The organism is Stenotrophomonas sp. MYb57, from assembly GCF_002966815.1.
GTDB classification, from domain to species: domain Bacteria; phylum Pseudomonadota; class Gammaproteobacteria; order Xanthomonadales; family Xanthomonadaceae; genus Stenotrophomonas; species Stenotrophomonas indicatrix.
On the sequence record NZ_CP023271.1, the window covers coordinates 4060465 to 4080475 of the forward strand.

Genomic DNA, 20011 nt, shown 5'->3' on the forward strand with positions numbered 1-20011 from the left:
GCGTGGATCTACTGGGTGCAACTGTGGCCTTTGACTTGGGTCCGCCTTGAAGCGAGCCGAGCACCGCAGGGCCGGCGAGGGCGAAGAGGCGCGGGTGTCTGAGCGCAGCGAGTTCCCGCGCCGTCCCTCGACGGACCGAGGAGCGCAGGGTACCGGCGTGCGCAGCACGACGGCTCGCGGACTGGCGGCGCGTTTCTTTTGGTTACTTTTCTTTTCGCGCGAAAAGAAAAGTGACACCCATGAACCGTGATCAACCTTCAGCAATCAACAGGAGAAGCAAAACTAAAGCACCCGCCGCATCGCCACCCGCAGGTGCATCGGGAATCCCAACGCGGCTTCCTCGGCCATCACCCCTCGCAGGCCCGCGCTCCACTCTGGCTCCGGCAGCAGGGTGAATCCTTCGCTGGCATAGAACGCCGCATTCCACGGTACATCGGACAACGTGGTCAGCACCGCCGCCGGATAGCCAAGCACCTTGGCCTCGGCGAGTACGTGCTGCAGCAACGCCCGTCCGTAGCCACGGCGAGCATGATTGGGATCCACATCCATCTGCAGCACATGGAAATCGCCGTCGAGCGTACCGCCCAGCAGGTAGCCGGCGATGCCGCCATCGGCGCCTTCGATGATCCACAACAGGCCACGCCGCAGTCCGGCCTGCAACGTGGGAAGGTCCAGTCCATGGCCGGCGAACACCGGGTACGCCTCGTGCCCGCGCAGCAGTTCACCCGCACGCTGTTCGATGCGGGGCAGCGCACTCAGTTCATCGACGCGCGGTGGCCTCGGCTCAGCTTTTCTTGATGGGGCGCTGCCAGCCATCGATGGTTTCCTGGCGCGCACGGGCTACGGTCAGCTTGCCGTCCGGCGCAGTGCGGGTGATGACCGAACCGGCAGCAATCGTCGCGCCTTCACCGATCAGCACCGGCGCCACCAGCGAACTGTTGGAGCCGATGAAAGCGTTGTCGCCGATGGTGGTGGTCGACTTGTTCACGCCGTCGTAGTTGCAGGTGATGGTGCCCGCGCCGATGTTGACCTTGCTGCCAATCACCGCGTCGCCCAGATAGGTGAGGTGGTTGGCCTTGCTGCCCACTCCCAGGGTGACCTTCTTGGTTTCCACGAAGTTGCCCACGTGCACGCCATCAGCCAGCACGGTGCCCGGGCGCAGGCGCGCGAACGGGCCGATCTGGGCCGCCCCCTCGCTGATCACGCCTTCCACATCGCAGTGCGCACGCACTTCGGTGCCCGCGCCGAGAGTGACGTCCTTCAGCCGGGTGAACGGGCCGATGGTCACGCCATCGCCGAGCACCACCTTGCCTTCAAGGATCACATCGACATCGATCATCACATCGCTGCCGACGACCACCTCACCCCGGATATCCACCCGCGCCGGATCGCGCACGCGCGCGCCCTGGATGCACAGCGCGCGCACCGCGCGCCGTTGCCAGGCCCGTTCCAGCTGCGAGAGCTGCCACGGATCGTTCGCGCCTTCGGCGTCCTGCGCATCGGCCACCAGGGCCATCTCCGCCGGAGTGAACTCGCGGGCGGCAAAGGCGAATACATCGGTCAGGTAGTACTCGCCCTGCGCGTTGCTGTTTGACAGCTGCGACAGCCAGCGGCGCAGCGCCGTCGATTCGGCAGTGATGATGCCGGTGTTGATGATGCGCACCCGGCGCTGTTCGTCATCGGCGTCCTTCTGCTCGACGATCGCCCCGACCTTGCCTTCGGCGTCGCGCAGCACGCGACCATAGCCGGTGGGATCGTCGACATCGGCCACCAGCACCGCCAGCCGGCCCGGCTGGGCCAGCAGGTCGCGCAGGGTCTGCGCACGGATCAACGGCACATCGCCGTACAGCACCAGCACCTGGGCGGCGTCGGGCACCTCCGGCATGGCCTGGGCAACGGCGTGACCGGTACCCAGCTGCTGCGCTTGTTCCGCCCACAACAGGTCCGGCTGGTCAGCGAAGTAGCTCCGCACCTGGTCCCCGCCGTGGCCGTACACCACGTGGATGGCGGCCGGCTGCAGTTCGCGCGCGGTGGCGATCACATGCGCCAGCATCGGCTGGCCGGCAATCGGCTGCAGCACCTTGGGCAGCACCGACTTCATGCGCTTGCCGGCGCCAGCGGCGAGGATGATCACGTGCAGGGGTTGGGTCATGCGGGCGGTCCACGATTCGATGGCGGTGATTCTAGAACGGGGGCCGTTAACATGGAGCCCCCACCATGACCCCGGCACCATGAGCCTGCTCCGCCAAGGCCGTTCTTACCTCATCGTCGGCCTGCTGCAGTTGCTGCTGGACTGGGCGGTGTTCGTGCTGGCGACGGCGGCCGGCATGCCCACAGCGCCCGGCAACGTCTGCGGACGCGTGGCCGGCATGCTGCTGGGTTTCTGGCTCAATGGACGCATCACCTTCGCCGACGCCAACGGGCAGCGCCTGGGCTGGCGCCGCTTCGCACGATTCCTGCCGCTGTGGCTGCTGCTGACCGCGGCCAGCACGCTGCTGGTGGCCGCCGCCGACCATGCGCTGGGCCTGCGGTACGCCTGGCTGGCAAAGCCGCTGGTGGAAGCGGGCCTGGCGGTGGTGTCTTTCCTGCTGCTGCGCCATGTCGTGTACCGGTAACGGCGTTTCCGCTGCGTTGTCGACACATACAAAAACGCCGGCACTGGGCCGGCGTTCCTGCTTGATGGCGCTGGACCTCAGTGCTTGAGGGTCTTGCGCAGGCGCTCAAGCGCCTGCAGCTGGACGACGGCCTCTGCCAGCTTCTGCTGGGCTTCAGCCACTTCCATCGCTTCGCCGCGGTTGGCCAGGATGCGTTCGGCTTCTTCCTTGGCCTTGCGGACCGAGGCTTCGTCGATGTCCTGTGCGCGGATCGCGGTGTCGGCCAGCACGGTCACCACCTGCGGCTGCACTTCCAGGATGCCGCCGGAAATGGCGAAATCCAGCTGCTCGCCGCTCGGCGTGGTCACTACCACCTTGCCCGGCTTCAGGCGGGTGATCAGCGGTGCGTGCTTGGGCGCGATGCCCAGTTCGCCCAGCTCACCGGTGGCCACGACCAGGGTCGCTTCGCCACGGAAGATTTCCTGCTCGGCGCTGACGATGTCGCAACGGATGGTGCTCATGTAACTCTCTTCGCTAGGGGGCGGGTCGAACCCACCGCAGGGATTCCGCAGCGGTGGGCGCAGGCCCACCCCGTGTCACGGTCGGGACGGGCGTGTGCCCGTCCCCGCCGCATCAGGCCTTCTCGGCCATCTTCTTGGCCTTCTCGACCGCTTCTTCGATGCTGCCGACCATGTAGAACGCCTGCTCCGGCAGGTGGTCGTACTCGCCATCGACGATGGCCTTGAAGCCACGGATGGTGTCCTTCAGCGACACGTACTTGCCCGGCGAGCCGGTGAACACCTCGGCCACGTGGAACGGCTGGCTGAAGAAGCGCTCGATCTTGCGGGCGCGCGACACGGCCTGCTTGTCTTCTTCGGACAGTTCGTCCATGCCCAGGATGGCGATGATGTCCTTCAGTTCCTTGTACTTCTGCAGGGTCTGCTGGACGCGCTGGGCGGTGTCGTAGTGCTCGTGGCCGATGACCAGCGGGTCCATCTGGCGGCTGGTGGAGTCCAGCGGATCGACCGCCGGGTAGATACCCAGCGAAGCGATCGAACGCGACAGGGTCACGGTCGAGTCAAGGTGGGCGAAGGTGGTCGCCGGCGACGGATCGGTCAAGTCATCGGCCGGCACGTAGACGGCCTGGATCGAGGTGATCGAACCATTCTTGGTCGAGGTGATGCGCTCCTGCAGGACGCCCATTTCCTCGGCCAGGGTCGGCTGGTAACCCACTGCCGACGGCATACGACCCAGCAGTGCCGACACTTCGGTACCGGCCAGGGTGTAGCGGTAGATGTTGTCGACGAACAGCAGCACGTCCTTGCCCTTGCCGTTCTCGTCCTTCTCGTCGCGGAAGTACTCGGCCATGGTCAAGCCGGTCAGGGCGACGCGCAGACGGTTGCCCGGCGGCTCGTTCATCTGGCCGTACACCATCGCGACCTTGTCCAGGACGTTGGAGTCCTTCATCTCGTGGTAGAAGTCGTTGCCCTCACGGGTACGCTCACCCACGCCGGCGAACACGGACAGACCGCTGTGCGCCTTGGCGATGTTGTTGATCAGTTCCATCATGTTGACGGTCTTGCCGACGCCGGCGCCGCCGAACAGGCCGACCTTGCCGCCCTTGGCGAACGGGCACATCAGGTCGATGACCTTGATGCCGGTTTCCAGCAGCTCGGTGGCCGGGGACTGGTCTTCATACGACGGAGCAGCGCGGTGGATTTCCCAGGTGTCGCTGGAGGCGACCGGACCGGCTTCGTCGATCGGGCGGCCGAGCACGTCCATGATGCGGCCCAGGGTGCCAGCGCCGACCGGCACGGAGATGCCGCGGCCGGTGTTGGTGGCCACCAGGTTGCGCTTCAGGCCATCGGTGGAGCCCAGCGCGATGCAGCGGACCACGCCGTCACCGAGCTGCTGCTGCACTTCCAGGGTGATTTCGGTGTTGTCCACCTTCAGCGCGTGGTACACCTTCGGCACCGACTCGCGGGGGAATTCGACGTCGACGACGGCGCCGATGATCTGAACGATCTTGCCCTGACTCATTGCTGCATCCTCTAAATGTGTGCTTTTAACGAACGCGGTCAGACTGCTGCCGCGCCGCCGACGATTTCGGAAATTTCCTGGGTGATCGCTGCCTGGCGGGCCTTGTTGTAGACCAGCTGCAGGGTTCCGATCAGCTTGTTGGCGTTGTCACTGGCCGACTTCATCGCCACCATGCGCGCGGCATGCTCGGAAGCGACGTTTTCCAGCAGCGCCTGGTACACCAGCGACTCGATGTAACGCGTCATCACGTGCTCGAGCACGGTCGCGGCATCGGGTTCGTACAGGTAGTCCCAGTCGTGGTGCGCAACCTGCTTCTCAGCTGCCGGCAGCGGCAGCAGCTGATCGAAGCTGGCCTTCTGCGTCATCGTGTTGACGAAGCGGTTGTAGACCAGGTACACGCGGTCGACCTTGCCTTCGGTGAAGGCGTCGAGCATGACCTTGATCACACCGATCAGCGATTCCAGCTTCGGCGTGTCGCCGATGTGGGTCACCGTGCCGACCATGTTCACCTTGACCCGGCGGAAGAAGGTCGATGCCTTCTGGCCGATGGTCACCAGGTCCACTTCGGCGCCCTTGTCCTGCCAGGCCTTGGCTTCGCCAAGCATCCTGCGGAACAGGTTGTTGTTGAGGCCGCCGGCCAGACCGCGATCGGAGGAGATCACGATGAAACCGACCCGCTTGACCTGCTCACGCTCGACCAGGAACGGATGCTGGTAGTCGGTGCTGGCCTGCGCCAGGTGGCCGATCACCTGCTTCATCGCCTGCGCGTACGGACGCGAGGTCTTCATCCGATCCTGCGCCTTGCGGATCTTGGAGGCCGAGACCATTTCCAGGGCGCGCGTCACCTTGCGGGTGTTCTGCACGCTCTTGATCTTGGTTTTGATTTCGCGTCCGCTTGCCATCTTTTATTCCCGTGGCGCGGGGCCGGGGCCCCGCGTTGTTCAACCGTTTGATCGTCTGGTCCAGCGGAGCATCGCTCCGCTCTACAGGACCTCGATTACCAGCTGCCGGTGGTCTTGAACTCGACGATGCCCTTCTTGAAGGCACCTTCGATGTCGTTGTCCCAACCGCCGGTGGCGTTGACCTTGCCGATCAGTTCGCCCTGGGTGTTGGCGAAATGCGCGTGCAGGCCTTCTTCGAACGCCAGCAGCTTGCTGACCGGCACGTCGTCGAGGTAACCCTCGTTGACGGCGTAGATCGACAGCGCCTGGTTGGCGATCGACATCGGCGCGTACTGCTTCTGCTTCATCAGCTCGGTGACGCGCTGGCCGCGCTCAAGCTGCTTGCGGGTGGCTTCGTCCAGGTCCGAGGCGAACTGCGCGAACGCAGCCAGCTCGCGGTACTGGGCCAGCGAGATACGGATGCCGCCGGACAGCTTCTTGATGATCTTGGTCTGCGCCGAACCACCGACGCGCGACACCGAGATACCGGCGTTCACGGCCGGGCGGATGCCGGCGTTGAACAGATCGGTTTCCAGGAAGATCTGGCCGTCGGTGATCGAGATCACGTTGGTCGGAACGAACGCGGAAACGTCGCCGGCCTGGGTCTCAATGATCGGCAGCGCGGTCAGCGAACCGGTCTTGCCGGTCACCGCACCGTTGGTGAACTTCTCGACGTACTCTTCGGACACGCGGGCAGCGCGCTCGAGCAGACGGGAGTGCAGGTAGAACACGTCACCCGGGTAGGCTTCACGGCCCGGCGGGCGCTTCAGCAGCAGCGAGATCTGGCGGTAGGCCACGGCCTGCTTGGACAGATCGTCGTACACGATCAGCGCGTCTTCGCCGCGGTCCATGAAGTACTCGCCCATGGTGCAGCCCGAGTAGGCGCTGATGTACTGCATCGCGGCCGATTCGGATGCGGTGGCAGCCACCACGATGGTGTGCGCCAGGGCGCCGTTCTCTTCCAGCTTGCGCACGATGTTGGCAACGGTCGAAGCCTTCTGGCCGATCGCTACGTACACGCACTTGATGCCGGTGCCCTTCTGGTTGATCACCGCATCGATGGCCAGTGCGGTCTTGCCGGTCTGGCGGTCACCGATGACCAGCTCGCGCTGGCCACGGCCGATCGGGATCATCGAGTCGACCGACTTGTAACCGGTCTGCACCGGCTGGTCGACCGACTTGCGCCAGATCACGCCCGGAGCAACGCGCTCCACCGGAGCGGTCAGCTGGGTGGCCAGCGGGCCCTTGCCGTCGATCGGCTCGCCGAGCGCGTTGACGACGCGGCCCAGCAGTTCCGGACCGACCGGCACTTCCAGGATGCGGCCGGTGGTCTTGGCGACGTCACCTTCGCGCACGTTCTCGTAGCCACCCAGGACCACGGCGCCGACCGAGTCGCGCTCCAGGTTCAGGGCCAGGGCAAAGGTGTTGTTCGGCAGTTCGATCATTTCGCCCTGCATCACGTCGGCCAGACCGAAGATGCGCACGATGCCGTCGGACACGCTGGTCACGGTGCCTTCGTTGCGCGATTCCGCGGCCAGCTTGACCTTCTCGATGCGGTTCTTGATCAGTTCGCTGATTTCGGAGGGGTTGAGCGTGGTTGCCATCGTCAAGTCCTAGTGCCGGCAGCGGGGCCGGACGTTAAATGAATTCAGTTAGCGAGCGCGGTCTGCAGACGGGCCAGCTTGCCCTTCAGCGAACCATCGATGACCACGTCGCCGGCGTCGATCACAGCGCCGCCGATCAGCGAGGCGTCGACCGCGGTGGCCACTTCGACCTCGCGGTTGAAGCGCTTGCGCAGCGCGGCCTTGATCGCGTCCAGCTCGGCAACCGACAGCTCGGCCGCGGAGGTCACCGTGGCCTTGACCACGTGCTCGGCCTCGGCGCGCAGGGCGTCGAACATGCCGGCGATCTCCGGCAGCAGCGGCAGACGATGCGACTCGGCAAGCACAGCCAGGAAGCGCGAGTAGGTCTCGCCGCGGGACTCCGGCGCCAGCAGGGCGATGGCGTCATCGCGACCCAGCTCCGGGTTGGCGAGCAGGGCCGCCACGCGCGGGTCGGCGGCGACGTGGGCGGAGAACGCCAAAGCGTCCGACCACGGCGCGAACGCGCCTTCGTCACGCGCGGTCGCGAAGGCGGCGCGGGCGTACGGGCGGGCAAGCGTGAGGGCCTGGCTCATCCTTAAATCTCCGAGGCCAGCTCGTCGAGCAGCGCCTTGTGGGCGTTGGCGTCGATTTCGCGCTTGAGCAGCTTTTCGGCACCGGTCACGGCCAGCGCGGACACCTGCTTGCGCAGATCTTCACGGGCACGGTTGGCGGCGGCGTCGATTTCGGCCTGGGCCAGGTCCTTCTGACGGGTGGCTTCGGCAACAGCTTCGTTGCGGGCCGCGTCGACGATCTGGTTGGCACGCGCGTGGGCCTGGTCGATGATCTCGTTGGCCTTGGTGCGGGCTTCCTTCAGCGCTTCATTGACCTTGTCCTGCGCCTGGGCCAGATCTTTCTGGCTGCGGTCGGCAGCAGCGAGGCCTTCAGCGATCTTCTGCTGGCGCTCTTCGATCGCGTTCATCAGCGGCGGCCAGATCTTGGTCGCGATGAGCCAGATCAGGGCGGCAAAGGCCAGGGCCTGGGCGATGAGGGTAAAACCGATATCCATGGGGTTCGCTCAGTCGGTTGTGACGGGATGGATGCGCCGCCACACGGGCGGCGCCTCCGAACCTTCATCCGCGACCAGGCGCCTGCGGCGCCCGGTCGTTTCACTTTCGCTGGATCAGCCAGCGATTGCCGGCAGGCGCGAGACGAACTCGCCGACCAGCGGGTTGGCGAAGGCGAACAGCAGGCCCACGGCGACCGAGATGATGAAGGCGGCGTCGATCAGGCCGGCGGTGATGAACATGCGGACCTGCAGGACCGGGATCAGTTCCGGCTGGCGCGCGGCCGACTCCAGGAACTTACCGGCCATGATGGCCAGACCCAGACCGGCGCCCAGCGCGGCCAGGCCGATCATGATGCCGACGGCGAGGACGGTGGAGCTCTGAACTTGGGCGAGATTGGTCAGGACGGCGAAGTACATGGTTTTCTCCAGGAACTTGATTGCTAAGGGTTTAGAAACAAACGGATGAAGGGTGAAGCGAAACTCAGTGAGCGTCTTCCGACAGGCTCAGGTACACGATGGACAGCATCATGAAGATGAAGGCCTGCAGCGGGATCACCAGCAGGTGGAACAGCATCCAGCCGAAGCCGGCGAACGCGCCTGCAAACATGCCGGCGATACCTGCACCGCCCAGCACCCAGATCAGCAGGAACACGATTTCACCGCCGAACATGTTGCCGAACAGTCGCATCGCCAGCGAAATCGGCTTGCTCAGCCACTCGACGATGTTCAGGATCAGGTTGAACGGCATCATCCACTTGCCGAACGGTGCGGTCAGGAATTCCTTGGTGAAACCACCAATACCCTTGGCGCGCAACGCGAAGAACAGCATCAGGAAGAACACGCTGATCGACATGCCCAGGGTGGCATTGACGTCGGCGGTGGGGACCGGCTTCCAGTACGGCACGCCCATCAGTTCAAGCGGCTTGGCGATGAAGTCGGCCGGGATCATCTTGATGAGGTTCATCAGGAGGATCCAGAAGAAGATCGTGATCGCGATCGGGGTCACCAGCTTGCTGGTGCCGTGATAGGTGTCCTTGGCCTGGCGGTCAACGAACTCCAGGCAGATCTCGACGAATGCCTGCCACTTGCCCGGCACGCCGGAGGTGGCCTTGCGGGTCGCCATCCAGAAGGCGACGACCATCACCAGGCCCATCAGCAGCGAGGTTACCAGCGTGTCCACGTGGATCGCCCACGGGGTGCCATGACCTGCAGTCAGATTGTGCAGGTGATGCTGGATGTAGGAGGTGGGTGTAAGCGCCTCGCCTGCCATGTGTCCGGAACCTTAAGTTAAATGAATTCGATTAGCGCCTGGCCATGGCCAGGACCTGGAACATCAGCCCGACGGCGATACCGGCCAACAGCGCCAGTGCAGGCAGCTTGAAGACCAGGAACCCCACCATCAGGACACCAAAAACGAGCGCCCACTTGGCCACGATCGCAACGATCAGGCGTGCCATGGCCGAACCGGCCCCCAGCGCACCACCACCCAGCGCCATCCGTGCCGCCACCCAACCACCGGCCGAAACCGCCACACCGGATGCCAGGGCACCAAGGGCATACTTCGGCCCCACCAGCAGGAAGGCCAGAGCCAGGACAGCCACCGCGGCCAGCGGGTAGACCGCGGCGCGCAGCATCAGTCGCCGACCCGTTTCTACGGAGTTCAGCACAGGACGTCCCGCGTGGTTACAAGTGGATGGCTGAGGCGACTACAGCAGGGGGGCCTCATCGAGCCGCCAAATTATAGCAATGGGACAATTTGCGAGACAACCGCTGCCTGTTCATATCGGAACAGCGCAAGTTGCGGTAAGGGCTGCGGTTTTGCAGCCCACCACGGGGACAATGCCATCTGCGCGATGTTGCGGTGCAACGCATTGAACTTTGGTCGCAGGCGGCGGAACTTTCCGCCGACGGCCGTGGTCCCATCTTCCGACCTGCCTGCAGCTACCTCGTCGACGCTTCGCCTGCAGGTCCCCATGATGGCCCCGAAGCGCCGCTCCGGGGCCATCTTTTCGCAGGGCGCTGACAGCGCTGAACCGTCCACATCGCGTGGACCATACCTTCACGAATGGTGGACAGCGACGTCCGGCAAAGTGGCCTTCATTCCGATGAACCACTGCAAGGACTCTTTCGATGCGCTCCGTCCCCACCCTGCTCGCCCTCTCGCTTCTCGCCGCCGGCGCGTCGTTCGCCTCCTCCGCCCATGCCGCCGAAGGCGATGACCGCTTCGCCCTTCGCCTGGGTGCGATGAACATCGACTCGGACAACACCCTGCGCGGCAACACCAATGTCGCCGGCCAGGACATCGGCTTCTCCGAGGACTTCAAGCTGGGCGGCAAGGAATGGGAGCCGCGCATCGACGGCATGTTCCGCATCAGCAACCGCCAGCGCCTGCTGTTCAACTACTTCAAGTACGACAAGGACCGCCGCGAGACGCTTGGCCAGGACATTTCCTTCGGCAACGTCAACGTGCCGGCCGACAGCTTCGTCAAGGCGGAGCTGAAGTACCAGGTGGCCAGCCTGGTGTATGACTACTCGGTGGTGGACACCGAGAAGTTCGACCTCGGCCTGCAGCTGGGTGCCGAATACGCCAAGGTCAGCACCAAGGGCTACGCCGACCTGGGCACGGTGTATGAAGGCCAGTTCCTGGACGAGAAGACCGACGGTGTGGCGCCGGTGGTCGGTGCACGCCTGAGCTTCACCCCGTCCGAAAAGTGGATGATCACCCTGCAGGGCCAGTACCTCAACACGCGCTGGGGCAGCTTCGACGACTACAAGGGTGACCTCAGCCGCGCCAACGCGATCGTCGATTACCGCTTCACCCAGAACTTCGGCGTATTCGCCGGCTACGACTGGTTCAAGCTGGATGCGGACAAGAAGGGCAGCGACGGCACCATCGGCCTGAAGCAGGAATTCAAGGGCCCGGTGGCGGGTATCAGCGTCACCTTCTAAGCCCTGCTCCCCTTCCACAGCACTCTCTCTCCTGGCGCGGCCTCCGGAACATCGGGGGCCGCGTTTTTTTGTGGCTTCCTGGCAGAAGAGCAGAAGCGGGTTGGTCGAGCGCTGGAGGGAGAGGGGGCTGGGTGCGAATGTCCCCCGGCGCCGGCCTGCGGCCGTCACCTCCTCCTTTACTTCGCACCCAGCCCCCTCTCCCTCCGCGTGTCAGGCATCCAGGCAGCCGCTGCGGTGGGAGTGGTTGTGGCTTCCGCCTTCCGCAAGCCGAGCCGCTGCGCGGGCGGCAGGCGTTTCGACAAAGTAAAGGAGGAGGCGACCGCCGAAGGCGGGCGACGGGGGACATTTGTCGAAATGCCTGCCGCCCGCGCAGCGGCCCTACAGCTCGCAAAAATCCGGAACGGAGAAACAAAAAAACCCCGGCAATGCCGGGGCTTTTTGTTCGGGAAGGCGCGGGCGCCTTATTTCTTCTTCGGCATGTACAGATCGGTGATCGTGCCGTCGTAGATTTCCGAGGCCATCGCCACCGATTCGCTCAGTGTCGGGTGCGCATGGATGGTGTGGCCGATATCCTCGGCCTCGGCACCCATCTCGATCGCCAGGCCGATCTCGGCCAGCAGGTCACCGGCGTGCACGCCGACGATCGCACCGCCGATGATGCGGTGGCTGTCCTCGTCGAAGATCAGCTTGGTGAAGCCCTCGGTGCGACCGATGCCGATCGCGCGGCCGCTGGCGGCCCACGGGAACTTGGCCACGCCAACCTTCAGGCCCTTGGCCTTGGCTTCGGTCTCGGTGACGCCAACCCAGGCGATTTCCGGGTTGGTGTAGGCCACCGACGGAATCACCCGCGCGACCCACTCCTTCTTGTGCCCGGCAGCCACTTCGGCCGCCAGCTTGCCCTCGTGCGTGGCCTTGTGGGCCAGCATCGGGTTGCCGACGATGTCGCCGATGGCAAAGATGTGCGGCACGTTGGTGCGCATCTGCCGGTCGACCGGAATGAAGCCACGATCGGTCACCTGCACGCCGGCCTTTTCAGCATCGATCTTCTTGCCGTTCGGCGAACGACCCACGGCCACCAGCACGCGGTCGAAGGTGCCCTGCGCCAATGCCGGCGTCTGGCCTTCCTCGGCGGCTTCGAAGGTCACGGTGATGCCCTTGGCATCGGCGGTCACGCCGGAGGCCTTGGTCTTCAGGTGCACGTCAATGCCCTGCTTCTTCAGGCGGTCGGCCAGCGGCTTGACCAGGTCCTTGTCGGCGCCCGGCATCAGCTGGTCCATGAACTCGACCACGGTGACCTTGCTGCCCAGCGCGCCATACACGGTGGCCATTTCCAGGCCGATGATGCCACCACCGACGACCAGCAGCGAACCCGGCACTTCGGCCAGTTCCAGTGCGTCGGTGGAGTCCATCACGCGCTTGTCGTCCCACGGGAAGTTCGGCAGCTTCACCGCCTGCGAACCGGCGGCGATGATGCACTTCTGGAAGCGCAGCAACTGGGTGCTGCCGTCTTCAGCGGTGATCAGCAGCTCGTTGGCCGACACGAACGTACCAACGCCCTGCACATTGCGGACCTTGCGCTGCTTGGCCATGCCGGCCAGGCCCTTGGTCAGCTGGTTGACGACCTTTTCCTTGTACTGGCGCAGCTTGTCCAGGGTGATGGTCGGCTTGCCGAACTCGACGCCGAAATCACCGGCATGGGCGACTTCGTCGATCACCGCAGCGGCGTGCAGCAGTGCCTTGGACGGAATGCAGCCCACGTTGAGGCAGACGCCGCCGAGGCTGGCGTAGCGTTCGACCAGCACCGTATCCAGGCCGACGTCGGCGGCGCGGAAGGCGGCGGTGTAGCCGCCCGGGCCCGAGCCCAGCACGACCATTTCGCATTCGATGTCGGCGGCCTTGCCACTGGCCAGCGCCGGCTTCGGTGCTGCAGGCTCGGCGGGGGCGCGGTGCGACGGCGTCACCGGCGGCTTGCTGGCCGGGGCGGCGGCCGCTGGGGCCGGCGCAGCGGCCTTGGCCGGCGCTTCAGCAGCGCCTTCGGACTCCAGCAGCACGACAACGGCACCCTCGGACAGGGTGTCGCCCAGCTTGACCTTGATTTCCTTGACCACGCCGGCTGCCGAGGACGGCACTTCCAGGGTCGCCTTGTCCGACTCCAGGGTCACCAGACCCTGGTCTTTCTTCACCGTATCGCCAACGGCGACCAGCACTTCGATCACCGGCACATCGCTGTAATCGCCGATGTCGGGAACCTTGATTTCAATCGTGGCCATGGTGGGTTTTCCTCGTGCCCGACCGGCGTGGCCGGCGGGCTGTCACTGCGTTTCGACAGGCGGCCGCGCCAGGGGCAGCGGCCGCACGGTGGGGGCGAAGCGGTGCCTTACAGCAGCACGCGGCGCATGTCGGCCAGCACCTGCGAGAGGTACGTGGTGAAGCGTGCGGCCAGGGCGCCATCGATGACGCGGTGGTCGTAGCTCAGCGACAGCGGCAGCATCAGCTTCGGTGCGAACTCCTTGCCATTCCAGACCGGCTGGATGGACGACTTGGAGACGCCGAGGATGGCCACTTCCGGCGCATTGACGATCGGGGTGAACGCGGTGCCGCCGATGCCGCCCAGCGAGCTGATCGAGAAGCAACCGCCGCTCATGTCGGCCGGGCCCAGCTTGCCGTCACGCGCCTTCTTGGCCAGCTCGCCGGTTTCCTGCGCGATCTGCACCACGCCCTTCTTGTCGACATCGCGGATGACCGGAACGACCAGGCCGTTCGGGGTATCGGCAGCGAAACCGATGTTGAAGTACTTCTTCAGGGTCAGGTTCTCGCCGCTGGCATCGAGCGAGGCGTTGAACTCCGGGAACTTCTTCAGCGCCGCAGCGCTGGCCTTGATCAGGAAGGCGAGCATGGTCAGCTTGATGCCGGCCTTCTCGTTCTCCTTGTTCAGCGCCACGCGCAGGCCTTCCAGGTCGGTGATGTCGGCCTGCTCGAACTGGGTGACGTGCGGGATCATCGCCCAGTTGCGGGCCAGGTTCGCACCGGAGATCTTCTTGATGCGCGACAGCGGCTGCACTTCAACGTCGCCGAACTTGCTGAAATCAACCTTCGGCCACGGCAGCAGGTTGAGGCCACCGCCGGCAGCCACGGTGCCACCGGCAGCTGCCGGAGCGCCGCCGCTGAGCGCGGCCTTGACGAACTTCTGCACGTCGGCCTTGGTGATGCGGCCGCCCTTCTCGCTGCCACTGACCTGCAGCAGGTCGACACCGAGCTCACGGGCGAACACGCGCACCACCGGCGATGCGTAGGGCACCTTGGCCGGCAGCACGCCATCGGCGTTGAACTGTACCGGCGGGCTGGTCGGCGCGCCGGCCGAGGGGGCGCTGGCGATCTCGCGGGCGGCCAGCTTGTCCGGCTGGGCCGGCACGGCGACCGGCTCGACCTTGGTAGCGGTCTCGGCGGCGGCCGGGGCAGCAGCGGCGGCAGCCTTGCCCGGGGCCGGGGCGGCAGCGCCTTCGGCTTCGATGATGGCGACCACGTTGCCCTGCGACAGGTTGTCGCCGACCTTGACCTTGATCTCCTTGACCACGCCGGCGACCGACGACGGCACTTCCATGGTGGCCTTGTCGCTTTCCAGCGTGACCAGGCCCTGGTCCTTCTTCACCGTATCGCCCACGGCGACCAGCACTTCGATGACCGGAATGCCGCTGTAATCGCCGATATCCGGCACCAGGGCTTCCACCGCGCCGCCGCTGGCAGCGGGGGCGGCAGCAGCGGCCGGAGCGGGAGCGGCCTGGGTGGCAGCGGCCGGAGCAGCGGCCTTGGCCGGTGCGGGTGCAGCGGCGGGTGCAGCGGCAGCGGCCGGCTGGGCAGCCTCGCCGTCGGCCACTTCGATCAGTGCCACGACCTTGCCTTCGGACAGGCTGTCGCCCAGCTTGACCTTGATTTCCTTGACCACGCCGGCCACCGAGGACGGCACCTCCATGGTCGCTTTATCGCTTTCCAGCGTGACCAGGCCCTGGTCCTTCTTCACCGTATCGCCGACGGCAACAAGCACCTCGATTACCGGGATATCGCTGTAGTCACCGATATCGGGGACACGTGCTTCCTTGATTTCGGCCATGGGGAGAACTCCGGCAATCTGGTGTAGGGAAACGTCTATTGTGCGGCCAGCGGGAGCCAGCGCCAACCGTTACAGGTGTTTTCAGTACGCACGCAGCCGGGACACGCTGTTGCTCATGGCCCGCCGGCGCTTCCAGTCGGTAGCGTATTGTCCTGCCGATGTCCGCTTGATGTCGCCAGTGCGACGGCCACCGGCTGCCAGGCCTGGCGCAGGCGCGGCAAGGACCACGCTGCGTTGGCCGGACTGGTGGACGGCAGCGCCAGCACCTTGGCCGACGTGGCCAGCTGCGGCTGCACCCAGCGCTGGAAGGCCTGCATGGCCGCGCCACCGTTGCAGCCGATCAGCTGCAGGTCAGGCAGTGCGGCGATCAGTGCGGGAAGTGCATTGGCCACTTCCGTGCCACGCACGATGTCCGCATCCAGGCTTCCGCGTCGTTCGCAGCGGCCGATCACATCCCAGAGGCCGACACCATTGGCTGCCAGCGCCTGCAGTCGCTGCGCGTACGGCATTGCCGGGTCGAAGCCGCACAGATCGCCGAGCAAGGGCCAGAAACGATTGCGCGGGTGCGCGTAGTAATGCTGTGCCTGCAACGAAGCGATACCGGGCATTGAACCCAGCAGCAACACCCGGCAATCAGCGTTCACCTGCGCAGGCAGGCCGATGCACAACGTTGCAGCGCTCACATCTTCTCCAACTGCATGAATATTCCAGGAAGGCAGAAACCGCATGGAAACAGGGATTTCGCGCTGTTCGCTGAACAGTGCGAACTAATTTTTAACGCGCGTCGGATTCGATTCATGTTGGGGCGACTACGGTGTGCTCGCCCCGCAACCGGGGGCCCAAAACAAGAAACATTAGGAGATTCCCCCATGCGCTCCATCCGTATCCTGAGCCTCGCCCTGCTGACCTCCGCCGCGTTTGCACCGGCTGCCTTCGCGCAGGACAGCAGCACCACCGATACCGCCTCGGGCAAGCATTTTGCCGTGGTTGGCGGCGTCTCGCTGCTGCAGCCGAAGAATGACCCGATCGACGGCATCAAGAAGGTCGATGGCGGCCCGGCACCGACCGTCAGCTTCAGCTACTACATCAACGACAACTGGGCCGTTGAACTGTGGGGCGCTGCAGACAAGTTCGACCACAAGGTGAAGGGCCCGGGCAATGCCCGCCTCGGCAACGTCGAGCAGCAGCCGGTCGCGCTGAGCGGCCAGTACCACTTCGGCCAGGCTGACAACGTGTTCCGTCCGTTCGTGGGCGTGGGCTACTTCCAGTCGGCCTTCAGCAATGAAACCCTGGCCGACGGCAGCGACTCCGACATCCGCCTGAAGGACGCCAAGGGCGTGATCGGCACCGTCGGTGTGGACATGAACATCAACTCGACCTGGTTCGCCCGTGCCGACGCCCGCTACATGCGTTCGCGTCCGGACGTGAAGGTCGGCGGCGAGAAGATCGGCGAAGCGAAGATGGATCCGTGGACCGTCGGTTTCGGCATCGGCGCCCGCTTCTAAGCGCTTCTGCGTCTTTGTTGTACCGCGACGGGCCCTTCGGGGCCCGTCGTCGTTTCCGTCACCCGGGTTCTGTAGAGTCGACTGACAGTCGGATCTACACAGACGGGATGCGGAGGCGCGATGCACGAGGTCGACCTGCTGGTGATCGGCGGTGGCATCAACGGCGCCGGTATCGCCCGTGATGCCAGCGGCCGCGGCCTGAAGGTGCTGCTGTGCGAACAGCACGACCTGGCAGCACACACCTCCAGCGCCAGCAGCAAGCTGATCCATGGCGGCCTGCGCTATCTGGAACAGGGCGAGTTCGGCCTGGTGCGCAAGGCGCTGCGCGAGCGCGAAGTGGTGCGTCGGCAGGCGCCGTTCCTGGTGCGGCCGCTGTGCTTCGTGCTTCCGTGGCAGCCGCACCTGCGCCCGCGCTGGATGCTGCGGCTCGGGCTCTGGCTGTACGACCATCTGGGCCGGCGCAGTCCCGCCTTCCCCGCGTCGCGCGCCGTGGACCTGCACGCCGATCCACTCGGCGCGTTGCTGTCGCCACAGCTGCAGAACGCCTTCAGCTACGCCGATGCGCAGGTGGATGATGCGCGGCTGGTCATCCTCAACGCGCTCGATGCTGCGCAGCGGGGTGCATGCATCCTGACCGGCACGCGCTGCGTGGACCTGCAACGCGGGCACGGACGCTGGCACGCCGTACTGGAGAACGCCGCAGGCCATCAGCAGACCGTGCAGGCACAGGCGGTGGTCAACGCCGCAGGCCCCTGGGCCGGCGGTCTGCTGGAGCGCATGCACGCCCGCAGCGGCGGACCTGCGCTGCGCCTGGTCCAGGGCAGCCACATCGTGCTGCGCCGCGCCTGGCCGAACGACCGCGCCTGCCTGCTGCAGCAGCCCGACGGCCGTGTGGTGTTCCTGCTGCCCTTCCACGACCATCTGCTCATCGGCACCACCGACACCGACTATCGCGGCGACCCCGCACGCTGCAGTGTGCTGCCCGCGGAAGTGGACTACCTGTGCAGCGCTGCCAACGGCTACCTGCGCGATCCGGTCGCACCTGCCGAGGTGGTCTGGCAGTTTGCCGGCGTGCGCCCGTTGCTGGCCGACCCGGACCCGCGCGCGGCCAAACTGAGCCGTGACTATCGCCTGCAACTGGACGCCGACGGTGCGCCTGCGCTGCACGTGCTGGGCGGCAAGCTGACCACGTACCGGGTACTGGCCGAGGAGGCACTGGACCTGCTGCGCCCCTATCTGCCGCACGCCCGCCCCGCCTGGACGGCGGCAGGCGAGCCACTGCCCGGCAGCGACTGGGGCGATGCCGGGCAGGCACGGGAACAGCTTCGGCACCAGGCCCCCTGGCTGCCGGAGGCCACGCTGCGGCGCTGGGCCAGCGCCTATGGCAGTCGCAGCATCGATCTGCTGCACGGCGCACGCAGCCTGTTCGATCTGGGCGAATACTTTGGCGCGGACCTGCACGCACGCGAGGTGGCGTTCCTGTGCGACCACGAGTGGGCCCGCAGCGCCGAGGATGTACTGTGGCGGCGAAGCAAGCTGGGGCTGCAGATGGACGCCGCGCAGGCGGCACGGCTGCAGGCCTGGATGGATTCACGTCGCCGGTAATGCCGCGCGCGGCCCGGCGCCACCGATGCATTACGATCCCAACATCGCCACCGGAGACGCTGCATGACGCCCCGCTACGTGCTGGCCATCGACCAGGGAACCACCAGTTCGCGCGCGATCCTGTTCGATCGCGCCGGCGACATCGTCGGCAGCGCGCAGCGCGAGTTTGCCCAGTTGTTTCCACAGCCGGGGTGGGTCGAGCATGACCCGCGCGAGATCCTGACAAGCGTCTATGCCACGATCACCGAACTGCTCAGCCGCGAACAGATCGATCCCCGCCACATCGCCGCACTGGGCATCACCAACCAGCGCGAAACCACCGTGGTCTGGGACCGTGCCAGCGGCCAGCCGATCCACAACGCCATCGTCTGGCAGTCGCGGCAGAGCCAGGCGATCTGCGAGCGGCTGAAGTCCGGCGGCCACGAAGCGCTGATCCGCGAGCGCACCGGTCTGCTGATCGACGCCTATTTCTCGGCCACCAAGATCCGCTGGATCCTCGACCACGTGGAAGGCGCGCAGCAGCGGGCCGAACGTGGCGAGCTGCTGTTCGGCACCATCGACAGCTGGCTGGTGTGGAATCTCAGCGGCGGCCAGGCGCACGTGACCGACTACAGCAACGCCGCACGTACGCTGCTGTTCAACATCCATACCCTGGACTGGGACGAGGACCTGCTGGCCCTGCTGGACATCCCGCGTGCGATGCTGCCGCAGGTGCGCGATTCCAGTTCGGTATACGCGCACACGCGCCCGCAGTTCTTCTTCGACCATCCGATCCCGATTGCCGGCATCGCCGGCGACCAGCAGGCCGCGCTGTTCGGCCAGGCCTGCTTCCAGCCAGGCATGGTCAAGAACACCTATGGCACCGGCTGCTTCATGCTGATGCACACCGGCACGCAGGCCGTACGCTCGCGCAATGGCCTGCTGACCACCATTGCCTGGGGCCTGGAGGGAAAGGTGGAATACGCGCTGGAGGGGTCGATCTTCATCGCCGGCTCGGTGGTGCAGTGGCTGCGCGATGGGCTGCGCATGATCGATCGCGCTGCTGACAGCCAGGCCTTGGCTGCACAGGTGCCGGACAGCGCGGGGGTGTACCTGGTGCCGGCCTTCGTCGGCCTGGGTGCACCGTATTGGCGCAGCGACGTGCGCGGTGCGATGTTCGGCCTGACCCGTGGCACCGGCAAGGCCCACTTCGTGCGCGCAGCGCTGGAGGCGATGGCCTACCAGACCCGCGACGTTCTGGATGCGATGCAGTCCGATGCGGGCATCTCGCTCAGTGAACTACGCGCCGATGGCGGCGCGATCGGCAACGACTTACTTGCCAGCTTCCAGGCCGACATCCTCGGCGTCCCCCTGCTGCGACCGCGGGTGACCGAGACCACCGCGCTGGGTGCGGCCTACCTGGCCGGGCTGGCGGTCGGCTTCTGGGAGAGCCGCGAACAGATCGCGGCACAGTGGGGGCTGGATCGCCGCTTCGAACCGCAGATGGCGGTGGCCCGGCGCGAGAAACTCTACGCCGGGTGGCAGCAGGCCGTGGCCGCCACCCTCGCCTTCCATGTCGATTGAGGGCGGTAGCGCCGGGCCATGCCCGGCGACACCCATTCCGCCGGGCATGGCCCGGCG

General features: G+C 65.7%; 19 protein-coding genes. 5 read left to right on the forward strand and 14 right to left on the reverse strand.

Annotation, left to right across the window (positions count from 1 at the left end):
- Positions 1–282: 282 nt before the first annotated feature.
- Complete coding sequence (locus tag CLM74_RS18505; protein ID WP_032976568.1) at positions 283–816, reverse strand: GNAT family N-acetyltransferase; 534 nt, start codon at positions 814–816, stop codon at positions 283–285.
- Positions 785–2152 (reverse strand): bifunctional UDP-N-acetylglucosamine diphosphorylase/glucosamine-1-phosphate N-acetyltransferase GlmU, encoded by a 1368-nt coding sequence (gene glmU / locus CLM74_RS18510; RefSeq protein ID WP_032976569.1) that lies wholly within the window; start codon positions 2150–2152, stop codon positions 785–787. The genes CLM74_RS18505 and glmU overlap by 32 nt, the downstream gene beginning before the upstream one ends.
- Positions 2153–2231: 79 nt before the next feature.
- Here glmU and CLM74_RS18515 point away from each other — a divergent pair, with 79 nt between their 5' ends.
- Complete coding sequence (locus CLM74_RS18515) at positions 2232–2615, forward strand: GtrA family protein (RefSeq protein WP_059065201.1); 384 nt, start codon at positions 2232–2234, stop codon at positions 2613–2615.
- A gap of 77 nt (positions 2616–2692) precedes the next feature.
- On the opposite strand, the gene CLM74_RS18520 is transcribed toward CLM74_RS18515, so the two are convergent.
- From CLM74_RS18520 to CLM74_RS18560, 9 genes are all read right to left on the reverse strand, one after another.
- A complete protein-coding gene (locus tag CLM74_RS18520; protein ID WP_025877355.1) occupies positions 2693–3115 on the reverse strand; it encodes a F0F1 ATP synthase subunit epsilon in 423 nt (140 codons plus the stop codon).
- 112 nt (positions 3116–3227) lie between these two features.
- Positions 3228–4634, reverse strand: coding sequence for a F0F1 ATP synthase subunit beta (atpD, locus tag CLM74_RS18525; RefSeq protein ID WP_025877357.1), 1407 nt, complete (start codon positions 4632–4634; stop codon positions 3228–3230).
- A 38-nt stretch (positions 4635–4672) separates the two neighbouring features.
- On the reverse strand, positions 4673–5536 hold the full coding sequence (gene atpG / locus CLM74_RS18530; protein WP_025877359.1) for a F0F1 ATP synthase subunit gamma: 864 nt from the start codon (positions 5534–5536) through the stop codon (positions 4673–4675).
- Between the two features lie 95 nt (positions 5537–5631).
- Positions 5632–7179, reverse strand: coding sequence for a F0F1 ATP synthase subunit alpha (gene atpA / locus CLM74_RS18535; protein WP_025877361.1), 1548 nt, complete (start codon positions 7177–7179; stop codon positions 5632–5634).
- A 44-nt stretch (positions 7180–7223) separates the two neighbouring features.
- The gene (locus tag CLM74_RS18540; protein WP_025877363.1) at positions 7224–7751 is read right to left on the reverse strand and encodes a F0F1 ATP synthase subunit delta; all 528 of its coding nucleotides are present in this window, start codon (positions 7749–7751) and stop codon (positions 7224–7226) included.
- A gap of 2 nt (positions 7752–7753) precedes the next feature.
- Positions 7754–8224: a F0F1 ATP synthase subunit B gene (locus tag CLM74_RS18545; RefSeq protein ID WP_025877365.1), complete on the reverse strand. Its 471-nt coding sequence runs from the start codon at positions 8222–8224 to the stop codon at positions 7754–7756.
- A 114-nt stretch (positions 8225–8338) separates the two neighbouring features.
- A complete protein-coding gene (gene atpE / locus CLM74_RS18550; protein ID WP_025877367.1) occupies positions 8339–8641 on the reverse strand; it encodes a F0F1 ATP synthase subunit C in 303 nt (100 codons plus the stop codon).
- Positions 8642–8705: 64 nt separating this feature from the next.
- Positions 8706–9494 (reverse strand): F0F1 ATP synthase subunit A, encoded by a 789-nt coding sequence (gene atpB, locus CLM74_RS18555; protein WP_025877369.1) that lies wholly within the window; start codon positions 9492–9494, stop codon positions 8706–8708.
- A 31-nt stretch (positions 9495–9525) separates the two neighbouring features.
- Positions 9526–9858 carry a hypothetical protein gene (locus tag CLM74_RS18560; RefSeq protein WP_032952006.1) on the reverse strand — a complete coding sequence of 111 codons (333 nt, stop codon included), beginning with the start codon at positions 9856–9858 and terminating at the stop codon, positions 9526–9528.
- Between the two features lie 496 nt (positions 9859–10354).
- Here CLM74_RS18560 and CLM74_RS18565 point away from each other — a divergent pair, with 496 nt between their 5' ends.
- Positions 10355–11173, forward strand: a complete 819-nt coding sequence (locus CLM74_RS18565; protein ID WP_025877373.1) for a hypothetical protein — start codon at positions 10355–10357, stop codon at positions 11171–11173.
- A 461-nt stretch (positions 11174–11634) separates the two neighbouring features.
- Here the strand turns inward: CLM74_RS18565 and lpdA are convergent, their stop codons facing one another.
- The 3 genes from lpdA to CLM74_RS18580 form a co-directional block, all read right to left on the reverse strand.
- Positions 11635–13443: a dihydrolipoyl dehydrogenase gene (gene lpdA / locus CLM74_RS18570; protein WP_105164685.1), complete on the reverse strand. Its 1809-nt coding sequence runs from the start codon at positions 13441–13443 to the stop codon at positions 11635–11637.
- Positions 13444–13550: 107 nt separating this feature from the next.
- Positions 13551–15281 (reverse strand): dihydrolipoyllysine-residue acetyltransferase, encoded by a 1731-nt coding sequence (gene aceF / locus CLM74_RS18575; protein ID WP_032976572.1) that lies wholly within the window; start codon positions 15279–15281, stop codon positions 13551–13553.
- Positions 15282–15394: 113 nt separating this feature from the next.
- The gene (locus CLM74_RS18580) at positions 15395–15964 is read right to left on the reverse strand and encodes a DNA-deoxyinosine glycosylase (protein ID WP_025877378.1); all 570 of its coding nucleotides are present in this window, start codon (positions 15962–15964) and stop codon (positions 15395–15397) included.
- Between the two features lie 186 nt (positions 15965–16150).
- On the opposite strand from CLM74_RS18580, the gene CLM74_RS18585 reads away from it, so the two are divergent.
- The 3 genes from CLM74_RS18585 to glpK all read left to right on the forward strand — a co-directional run bounded on the left by CLM74_RS18585 (position 16151) and on the right by glpK (position 19954).
- On the forward strand, positions 16151–16786 hold the full coding sequence (locus CLM74_RS18585) for an OmpW family outer membrane protein (protein ID WP_025877381.1): 636 nt from the start codon (positions 16151–16153) through the stop codon (positions 16784–16786).
- A gap of 120 nt (positions 16787–16906) precedes the next feature.
- Positions 16907–18391 (forward strand): glycerol-3-phosphate dehydrogenase, encoded by a 1485-nt coding sequence (gene glpD, locus CLM74_RS18590; protein WP_105164686.1) that lies wholly within the window; start codon positions 16907–16909, stop codon positions 18389–18391.
- Positions 18392–18454: 63 nt separating this feature from the next.
- Complete coding sequence (gene glpK / locus CLM74_RS18595; protein WP_105164687.1) at positions 18455–19954, forward strand: glycerol kinase GlpK; 1500 nt, start codon at positions 18455–18457, stop codon at positions 19952–19954.
- Positions 19955–20011 lie beyond the last annotated feature (57 nt).

Coding starts and splice junctions, on each gene's coding strand:
- CLM74_RS18540 (WP_025877363.1), bottom strand. CDS start 7,751: ATGAGCCAGGCCCTCACGCTTGCCCGCCCGTACGCCCGCGCCGCCTTC.
- glpK (WP_105164687.1), top strand. CDS start 18,455: ATGACGCCCCGCTACGTGCTGGCCATCGACCAGGGAACCACCAGTTCG.
- CLM74_RS18505 (WP_032976568.1), bottom strand. CDS start 816: ATGGCTGGCAGCGCCCCATCAAGAAAAGCTGAGCCGAGGCCACCGCGC.
- atpD (WP_025877357.1), bottom strand. CDS start 4,634: ATGAGTCAGGGCAAGATCGTTCAGATCATCGGCGCCGTCGTCGACGTC.
- glpD (WP_105164686.1), top strand. CDS start 16,907: ATGCACGAGGTCGACCTGCTGGTGATCGGCGGTGGCATCAACGGCGCC.
- atpA (WP_025877361.1), bottom strand. CDS start 7,179: ATGGCAACCACGCTCAACCCCTCCGAAATCAGCGAACTGATCAAGAAC.
- CLM74_RS18565 (WP_025877373.1), top strand. CDS start 10,355: ATGCGCTCCGTCCCCACCCTGCTCGCCCTCTCGCTTCTCGCCGCCGGC.
- CLM74_RS18560 (WP_032952006.1), bottom strand. CDS start 9,858: ATGCTGCGCGCCGCGGTCTACCCGCTGGCCGCGGTGGCTGTCCTGGCT.
- atpE (WP_025877367.1), bottom strand. CDS start 8,641: ATGTACTTCGCCGTCCTGACCAATCTCGCCCAAGTTCAGAGCTCCACC.
- CLM74_RS18520 (WP_025877355.1), bottom strand. CDS start 3,115: ATGAGCACCATCCGTTGCGACATCGTCAGCGCCGAGCAGGAAATCTTC.
- atpB (WP_025877369.1), bottom strand. CDS start 9,494: ATGGCAGGCGAGGCGCTTACACCCACCTCCTACATCCAGCATCACCTG.
- CLM74_RS18545 (WP_025877365.1), bottom strand. CDS start 8,224: ATGGATATCGGTTTTACCCTCATCGCCCAGGCCCTGGCCTTTGCCGCC.
- aceF (WP_032976572.1), bottom strand. CDS start 15,281: ATGGCCGAAATCAAGGAAGCACGTGTCCCCGATATCGGTGACTACAGC.
- lpdA (WP_105164685.1), bottom strand. CDS start 13,443: ATGGCCACGATTGAAATCAAGGTTCCCGACATCGGCGATTACAGCGAT.
- atpG (WP_025877359.1), bottom strand. CDS start 5,536: ATGGCAAGCGGACGCGAAATCAAAACCAAGATCAAGAGCGTGCAGAAC.
- CLM74_RS18515 (WP_059065201.1), top strand. CDS start 2,232: ATGAGCCTGCTCCGCCAAGGCCGTTCTTACCTCATCGTCGGCCTGCTG.
- glmU (WP_032976569.1), bottom strand. CDS start 2,152: ATGACCCAACCCCTGCACGTGATCATCCTCGCCGCTGGCGCCGGCAAG.
- CLM74_RS18585 (WP_025877381.1), top strand. CDS start 16,151: ATGCGCTCCATCCGTATCCTGAGCCTCGCCCTGCTGACCTCCGCCGCG.